The following is a 7,526-nucleotide window of genomic DNA, read 5'->3' on the forward strand; positions in this document are numbered from 1 at the left end:
GCCTGTGCTGCCGGAATACCAAGACCATGTCCCAAGACGAAGATTGGCTGATCGACGATAGCCACGAAGCCGCCGAGGAAAACACCGGGCCCGCGTGGCATGTGCTGATCGTCGATGACGAGCCCGATATCCATCGCGTTACGCAGCTGGCGTTGTCCGGCATCGATTTCCTTGGCCGGCCGCTGAAATTGCATTCGTGTTATTCCGGCAAGGAAGCGCTCGAATTCCTTGCGCACACCACCGATATCGCGCTGATCCTGCTCGACGTGGTGATGGAAAGCGAGGATGCCGGCCTCAAGACTGCGCGCGCGATCCGCGAGCAACTGGGCAACCGCCAGGTACGCATCATCCTGCGCACCGGCCAGCCCGGCGTGGCGCCGGAGCGCCAGGTGATCGAGAGCTACGACATCAACGATTACAAGGCCAAGACCGAGCTGACGCGCGACAAGCTGTATACCGCCGTGCTGGGCACGCTGCGCTCGTACAACGACATCATGCTGATCGACCAGCAACGGCAGATGCTGGACGCCAACCGGCGCGGGCTGCTGAAGGTGATCGAAGCCTCCAGCGTGATTTTCCAGCAATCGTCGATCGAGCAACTGGCGCAGGGCGTGCTGGAGCAGCTGCAATCCTTGCTGTTTTTCGAGCAGGATGCGCTGTACGTGGTGGTGAATGGCGGCGTGGCGGCACTGACCGACGACGACGCGGTGCGCGTGCTGTACGCCACCGGGGGCTACTCGGAACTGCGTGGCAAGACCCTGCCGGAAGCCGACCTGGTACGCTTCCGCCCCACCATCGACGAAGCCATCCAGACCGAACGCAGCATCTACGCCGATGATCATTTCGTCGGCTTTTTCAAGACGCCGCACGGCCCGGTCAACCTGTTCATCATCGAGGGGCCGGTATCGCTGTCCCATGGTGACCGCGACCTGATCGAGCTGTTCTGCAGCAACGTCAGCATCGCCTACGAGAACCTGCTGATGGCGCGTGAAGTCGAGGAAACCCAGCGCACCATCATCTACCAGTTGTCCGAAGTGGTGGAATACCGCTCGCAGGATACCGGCCAGCATATCCGCCGCATGGCCGAATACTCGTACCTGATTGCGCGGGCGATGGGGCTGGATGAGGAAGAGGCCAATGTGATCCGCACCGCCGCGCCGCTGCACGATATCGGCAAGGTGGGCATACCGGATGCGGTACTGCTCAAGCCCGGTCCCTTGAATGCCGATGAACGCGTGATCATGAACCGCCATGCGGAGATCGGTTACACCATGCTCAAGGGGGCGAAGCCGCGCATTCTCAGGATGGCCGCCACCATTGCGCAACAGCATCACGAGAAATGGGATGGCAGCGGGTATCCGCAGGGCCTGTCCGGCGAGGATATCCATATTGCCGGGCGCATTACCGCGCTGGCCGATGTGTACGATGCGCTGGCCAACAAGCGCTGCTACAAGGAAGCGTGGCCCACCGAAGAGGTGCTGGAAGAAATCCGCCGCATGCGCGGCAGCCACCTGGACCCCAAAGTGGTCGATGCGTTCTTCGGTATCCTGCACGAAGTGGAAGCGGTGCGATTGCTGTACCGTGATGCCGGGGCAGCGCACTGAGATCGGTTGGCAAAGATTGATGCACGTGGCTGACTGTGTGGTGTAGGGATGCTTTGCCACGTACCTCTCCGGCCGAGCCTGTTCATCCCCTCACCGCCCGCACCTCGCGAGCTTCACCTCGCCGGCCGCACTGTTCCCGGTTTGTCAGCCCCTCCAGCACACATTGATACATGGCCAGCCCTTGCCGGGCTGGCCCGCCAGCGTTTTCGGCGTTACAGTCATGGGTTCCGCCATTGATTTTAAAAGGCTTTCCCCATGGCTCAAACGCCCAACGATTATCTTGAACGCATCCTGACTGCGCGCGTCTACGACGTGGCAGTGGAAACCCCGCTCGAACTCGCGCCCAATCTGTCCCGCCGCATCGGCAACCAGATTTACCTGAAGCGCGAAGATGTACAGCCGGTGTTCAGCTTCAAGATTCGTGGCGCGTACAACAAGATGGTGAAGCTCACCCGCGCCCAGCTCGATCGTGGCGTGGTCTGTGCGTCCGCCGGGAACCACGCACAGGGCGTGGCATTCTCGGCCGAGTACCTCGATTGCCGCGCCATCATCGTGATGCCGGCCACCGCACCGCAGATCAAGGTGGACGCGGTATCGCGCCGCGGCGCCGAAGTGGTGCTGGTAGGCGAATCGTATTCGGACTGCTACGCGCACGCGATCAAGCTGTGTGAAGAAAACGGCATGACCTTCGTGCACCCGTACGACGATCCGGAAGTGATTGCCGGCCAGGGCACGGTGGGCATGGAAATCCTCATGCAGCACCCGGATCCGCTCGATGCCATCTTCATCCCGGTAGGCGGTGGTGGCCTGATCGCCGGCGTGGCCGCGTATATCAAGCGCCTGCGCCCGGAAGTGAAGATCATCGGCGTGGAACCGACAGACGCCAACGCCATGTACCTGAGCCTGAAACTGGGCGAACGCGTGACGCTGCCGCAAGTGGGCATCTTTGCCGATGGCGTGGCAGTGAAGCAGGTAGGGGAAGAAACCTTCCGGCTGTGCCGCGATCTGGTCGACGACGTGATCCTGGTCGATACCGATGCGATGTGCGCGGCGATCAAGGACGTATTCGAAGACACCCGTTCCATCCTGGAGCCAGCCGGCGCGCTGGCCATTGCCGGCGCCAAGCTGTGGGCCAAGCGCGAAAAGCAGGAAGGCAAGACCTTCGTCGCCATTGCTTCCGGCGCCAACATGAACTTCGACCGCTTGCGCTATGTGGCCGAACAGGCAGAAATGGGTGAAGGCCGCGAAGCCATCGTCGCTGTCACCGTGCCGGAAAAACCCGGCAGCTTCCGCACCTTCTGTGGCCTGATCGGTGCACGCAACGTCACCGAATTCAACTATCGCTACAGCGGCGCGGAGGAAGCGCACGTGTTCGTCGGCCTGTCGATCCAGAACCGTTCGGAAGTCACCGACCTGATCGAAAAGCTGGCCAACCACGGCCTGCCCACGGTCGATCTGACCGACAACGAACTGGCCAAGCTGCACATCCGCCACCTGGTGGGCGGCCACGCGCCGCAGGTCACCAACGAGCGCGTACTGCGCTTCGAATTCCCCGAGCGCCCGGGCGCCTTGCTCAACTTCCTCGAAAGCATGAACGTGGGCTGGAATATCTCGCTGTTCCACTACCGCAACCACGGCGCCGATTACGGCCGCATCCTGATCGGTATCCAGGTACCGGCCGAGGATGACGCGGCATTCAATGCCTTCGTGGAAAAGCTGGGCTACCCGCACTGGGTGGAAAGCGATAATCCGGCGTATCAGCTGTTTCTGGGGGCTTGAGCTGGGGTGGGTTGCTAACAAAAGGGGGGACTTTGAAGCACCCCTTTTTTGCATTGCAACCGGCAATTGCTGAATTTGCGCCACGATATTGCATGCTTGCATTGGCTTTTGATACGCCATGTCGGCCACGCTTGAAGAGCTGTCCCGATATGATGGCTTTCATCCCCGCCGGGGCTCTGTGCAGTTGAACGAAAAAATGAATCAAAAATTCTTTGAGTATGATGTTGTAAGATCGATTCGATCATTTGCTGGCGTCCCCTTGGGGACATCTGGAGCCGTGCTGATGGTGTTTGCCTCGGATCTCCCGCATTACGAAGCGGAGTTCGTCGATAGTACCGGTGAGTCACTAGCTGTTCTAACAGTAAAAGAAGACGATTTAGAGCGAGTGCAGCGAGCAGATTAGTTGGGATCGTGCCGCGATGAAGCAAAAATGTGCACGTATCGCCTATAAATCGATGATTTAAAAGAATTTACAAATATCACGCAAAGCCCTGCGGGAAGTGGCCGGGTACTTTGGGCTGTACCCGCTTTGGCGTGCACTACGCCACGGTCAGCCGGAGCAATCAAGGCGATGAAAAATGTATGATTGCAAGACCAGACCCCAGATTTTTTTCATTGACCGTGTACTTGGCAATCAATTCATTTATATAGCCAACTGCTGTCTGCTCTTGAACCTCAGAAAGCTGCGTAAAGTTACGGGAAACAATTTCACCAGCAGTTGGATTATACGAATCAAGGCGGGTATATCCAGAACCCTTGGGGCTGTTGATGTAAACTTCATTATACGGGTAAGCCACAGAGCGCTCAGCGTTGAAGTCGTTTCCTCGGCTGAGACGCCGTAGCCACGCCGGGTTGCAAATCAACTGCGCCGTCTGGAATATATAAATCAACTTCACGCAAGCAAGGCTGATTTAGGCCAATAAATCATCTGTAATTAAAGACCGTCCAGAAATGCCCATTGGGGCAGTATATTCCCGGTGCTTTTTGATGCCTTCCTATGTCCGAAACATCAAGCACAACAATTACCTGCTCCTGACATTTTGGACAAACTACGGACAAGTTCCCGTGGCGATACTCGTCAAATATCTTCTTTTTTGTCTCCAACTTCCCATCGTAGATTATTTTTTCCACATCAGCCTCCCAGTCCTTGCAATAACTTCGGAATGTCACCACCAGCAGGGCGCGTTGAATATTATGGATCATTCAAAATTTTATCTGTCCATATGGCTTTTCGTTCATCGAATGATGGGCGACGGCCAAGTTCAAACAACTTCTCTCGGCGGAATGCCATATATTCTTCAACCTGAGTTCCAATTTCAAAGCCACGCGCGCCACGCATGTAGTGGCTCGATTCATGGATAAAAGTGGAAGCAGCCCCCTCGGCAGACAGGTTCGCACGATTGAGCATATACAGATCCATTTCCATAGAACCATCAATTGCCTTACCGACTTCACCAGCCAGCCCAGATGGTCCATCACCAAACTGCAGAGTTACGCACCCTCCCATGCGCTCTTGTACTCGCTGAACCTGCCGTAAAGCGGCATAGGAAACTGGATGCTGCCCTAAGTGATTGCCGAAATTCCTCAATGAGATTGGTCCAAGCCCATCAAGGTCCATACCATCTGTAGTAAACGTGATGCGTGAAGCTCTATTCCTACGGTGTTTGGAACAATAAGCCAAGGTCAGAGCCCTTGCTTACAAACCACAAACAACTAATTAGCCTGGGGGTGGCAAGGGATGTTCAGGGGTCCAATTCCACCCGGTAACCTCAACTATGTAATCTTCGAAATCACAAGACGCCACGACAAAGTCACATTTCAAACGCAACCAAATCACTAATTCCGACACGGATCGATTGAAATCGCCCTCACTACCCACGTCAGCAGGATCAGAATCAATCTCAACGTAATATCGAGATCTATCCACTGGATAAGTAGATGAAGTAATACTCGCCCCGTCAATGTGGTTGTCATTTACAAACAAAGAGTATTCCACCCCTGGAATGCATATGCACTCCTTGAAACCCAGATCAAAAACACCCTCCATCTGGTCCAGGTCTAAGTTCGCATAAATATAGAGTTTGCAGTAACTCATCGTTTAAAACCCAAGTGTGTATACCAACGCGGATTGAGGTCCGTTATCGAAAACGCCTCCCGCACGAATTACAGAAATCTGGACCTTGTTTGTCGGAAAACTCAAATCTTTGGCCACAAGCCTGCCAAGCCGACTCAATCCAGCTTCTCCAGCCTGAATGCGACCATCTCTGATTGCGACCTCCATCGTCGCCGCCGGCGCGTTCTTGGCATTAGCAAACGAACTAGCAATCAAGTCGTCGAACTGTTCCTGAGTAACCCGAATACCTATGTCAAGGTCTGACCCTGTCTTCGCATTTCCACCGGCCCGTGATCCCATCACGAAGATATCATCACCAAGCCCCATGCTACTTGCAGCATTTCTGACCCTACCTGAAATACGGTCAAACTGCGCACCGGATAGTCCTTGTGGAATTTCCAGGCCTGCACGTACTGGTCCAAACGGGGACACGTTGTTTGGAACAATAAGGCTGGAGGCTCGCCAGCCCTATTGAATGTGGCGGTCAAGAATCCATAGAAACAATCCTATCCCAAAGGTGTTCCTTTATGTATTCCTTTGCTTCCTCGTCAGAGTCGGCAGCGAAGACACAATATCTCTCATTGTCTAGAAGATTTATCCAAGATAAGCTGGAATCGGCAAAGGCAGTTTCCAACTCCTCTCGAAGCCTGTTCCGATACTCCGTCTTTTGCAAAGACGCCATCAGAACAGCCTCTTCGCGTTCTTCAGACAATCCAACTTCTACTGACATAACAGATGCCAGTAAATTTTTCAGTGTTCGGTATTCACTCATGCTCTATCTCGCAGGGAAAATTGTTACAGGTTCCCACCGATTGGTAAGTGGGTTGGAGCCATAAGTAGCCTGGACGCTTCTAAGATTATCAATTAACTGAGGCGCACCTTCTAGCGAAGGATTAAGCTTGCTACTGCCAAGACGGGCATATCCGCGCCCGAGATTTAATCCCAAATCACCGACATCTGCTGGGTAGAGCGTAACAAGATCATCACCTGGGTTCTGGGCAGTCTTTGACGCCAATACACCATTGTTACGCACTACATCGTCGGCATAAGCCATCAATCGATCTGAATGAAATGCAGATGACATTGGAGGCAGCATTACTTTTCCGCTTTTCTTGTCTATCTTCACGTGGCCATCAGGTGCCACCCCAGTTAGTGATCTATCCATCAATTGCGGATCGGTAACAGCCCCTCCGTGACGCACAGTAGAGTGCGCATCAGGATGCGATGTGAGCATATCAAGCTGCTGTCGACTAAGTGGACGCAGAGGGCCAACGAAGTCCAGTTCCAACTCATTGCCACTGTATGGGCGCAACGAATAGTTCGCCTTGTTTGGAACCAAGGACTCTGCCCCATCGGCATCGTCCGAAAGCCTGTCGCCGAGGCCACTCAGTTGGTCTTGTACTTCTTTGATGCGCTGTTGGCGCTCTACAAGTCGTTGGTCTTGAATGCCCTCAGTGCGTTGGCCAAGGCGGGAATACTTGGGGCGATCAGGGAAAAGCCGGGCGAATTCTTCGTCGCTCAGCTGTTCTTCTGTTGCTCCCTCTCCGCGAGGCGTTTCGCCAAGGATTCCTGCACTCTCTGCTCTTCGAGAATCCGTATCGCTTTCTCGCGCTGCCGGTGCAGGCGTTCCCTGCCGGTCAGCACGTCGGAGACTGTCCCAGTTGAGTTCCCCGTTCTGGATGAAGTCATCGCTTCTACTTGTTTCATTTTCAATCCCCAGCTTGCGCCAGAACTCCCGCGACTGCGGGATCATATCGATAATTTGAACCGTATCCGGCTGGTTCGCAACTATGGATTCAACAATCCGTCGACCAACGCCGGCAGATCGCGCGTGTTCGCGCACTCGATATCGTGTATCGCGGAGATTGGGCCAAATGGATCAACCTGCGCCGTCAGGAAGGCAATACGCTTGCCTTCGGTGTTGAAAACCGAGAAGTCATAAACTTGAAGGAAAATTAGGGTCAGGTCTCAATACTGTTCGGTTAGATTGTTTTCAACGGCTTCTGTCGCGGATGAATCGACTTTGGCCC

The 7,526-nt window shown here is 54.7% G+C and carries 8 protein-coding genes; 3 read left to right on the plus strand and 5 right to left on the minus strand.

Translation table 11 applies throughout. The features are described 5' to 3' along the window. Positions 1 to 26: 26 nt before the first annotated feature. The 3 genes from IGB42_RS20210 (at position 27) to IGB42_RS20220 (ending at position 3,786) form a co-directional block, all read left to right on the plus strand. Positions 27 to 1,604 (plus strand): response regulator, encoded by a 1,578-nt coding sequence (locus IGB42_RS20210; RefSeq protein WP_159675132.1) that lies wholly within the window; start codon positions 27 to 29, stop codon positions 1,602 to 1,604. A 255-nt stretch (positions 1,605 to 1,859) separates the two neighbouring features. Continuing rightward, on the plus strand, positions 1,860 to 3,383 hold the full coding sequence (ilvA, locus tag IGB42_RS20215) for a threonine ammonia-lyase, biosynthetic (protein ID WP_159675134.1): 1,524 nt from the start codon (positions 1,860 to 1,862) through the stop codon (positions 3,381 to 3,383). 118 nt (positions 3,384 to 3,501) lie between these two features. Then, positions 3,502 to 3,786 carry a DUF4926 domain-containing protein gene (locus IGB42_RS20220; RefSeq protein ID WP_159675136.1) on the plus strand — a complete coding sequence of 95 codons (285 nt, stop codon included), beginning with the start codon at positions 3,502 to 3,504 and terminating at the stop codon, positions 3,784 to 3,786. Positions 3,787 to 3,946: 160 nt separating this feature from the next. Here the strand turns inward: IGB42_RS20220 and IGB42_RS20225 are convergent, their stop codons facing one another. The 5 genes from IGB42_RS20225 to IGB42_RS20245 form a co-directional block, all read right to left on the minus strand. Then, positions 3,947 to 4,279 carry a hypothetical protein gene (locus IGB42_RS20225; protein WP_159675137.1) on the minus strand — a complete coding sequence of 111 codons (333 nt, stop codon included), beginning with the start codon at positions 4,277 to 4,279 and terminating at the stop codon, positions 3,947 to 3,949. A gap of 296 nt (positions 4,280 to 4,575) precedes the next feature. After that, positions 4,576 to 5,001 (minus strand): hypothetical protein, encoded by a 426-nt coding sequence (locus IGB42_RS20230; RefSeq protein ID WP_159675139.1) that lies wholly within the window; start codon positions 4,999 to 5,001, stop codon positions 4,576 to 4,578. A 480-nt stretch (positions 5,002 to 5,481) separates the two neighbouring features. Beyond that, positions 5,482 to 5,928 carry a nucleotidyltransferase domain-containing protein gene (locus tag IGB42_RS20235; RefSeq protein WP_255461544.1) on the minus strand — a complete coding sequence of 149 codons (447 nt, stop codon included), beginning with the start codon at positions 5,926 to 5,928 and terminating at the stop codon, positions 5,482 to 5,484. A 52-nt stretch (positions 5,929 to 5,980) separates the two neighbouring features. Beyond that, positions 5,981 to 6,268 carry a hypothetical protein gene (locus IGB42_RS20240; RefSeq protein ID WP_159675143.1) on the minus strand — a complete coding sequence of 96 codons (288 nt, stop codon included), beginning with the start codon at positions 6,266 to 6,268 and terminating at the stop codon, positions 5,981 to 5,983. A gap of 3 nt (positions 6,269 to 6,271) precedes the next feature. Then, on the minus strand, positions 6,272 to 7,339 hold the full coding sequence (locus tag IGB42_RS20245; protein WP_159675145.1) for a hypothetical protein: 1,068 nt from the start codon (positions 7,337 to 7,339) through the stop codon (positions 6,272 to 6,274). Positions 7,340 to 7,526: the final 187 nt, after the last annotated feature.

The organism is Andreprevotia sp. IGB-42, assembly GCF_009848685.1.
Taxonomy (GTDB): domain Bacteria; phylum Pseudomonadota; class Gammaproteobacteria; order Burkholderiales; family Chitinibacteraceae; genus Andreprevotia.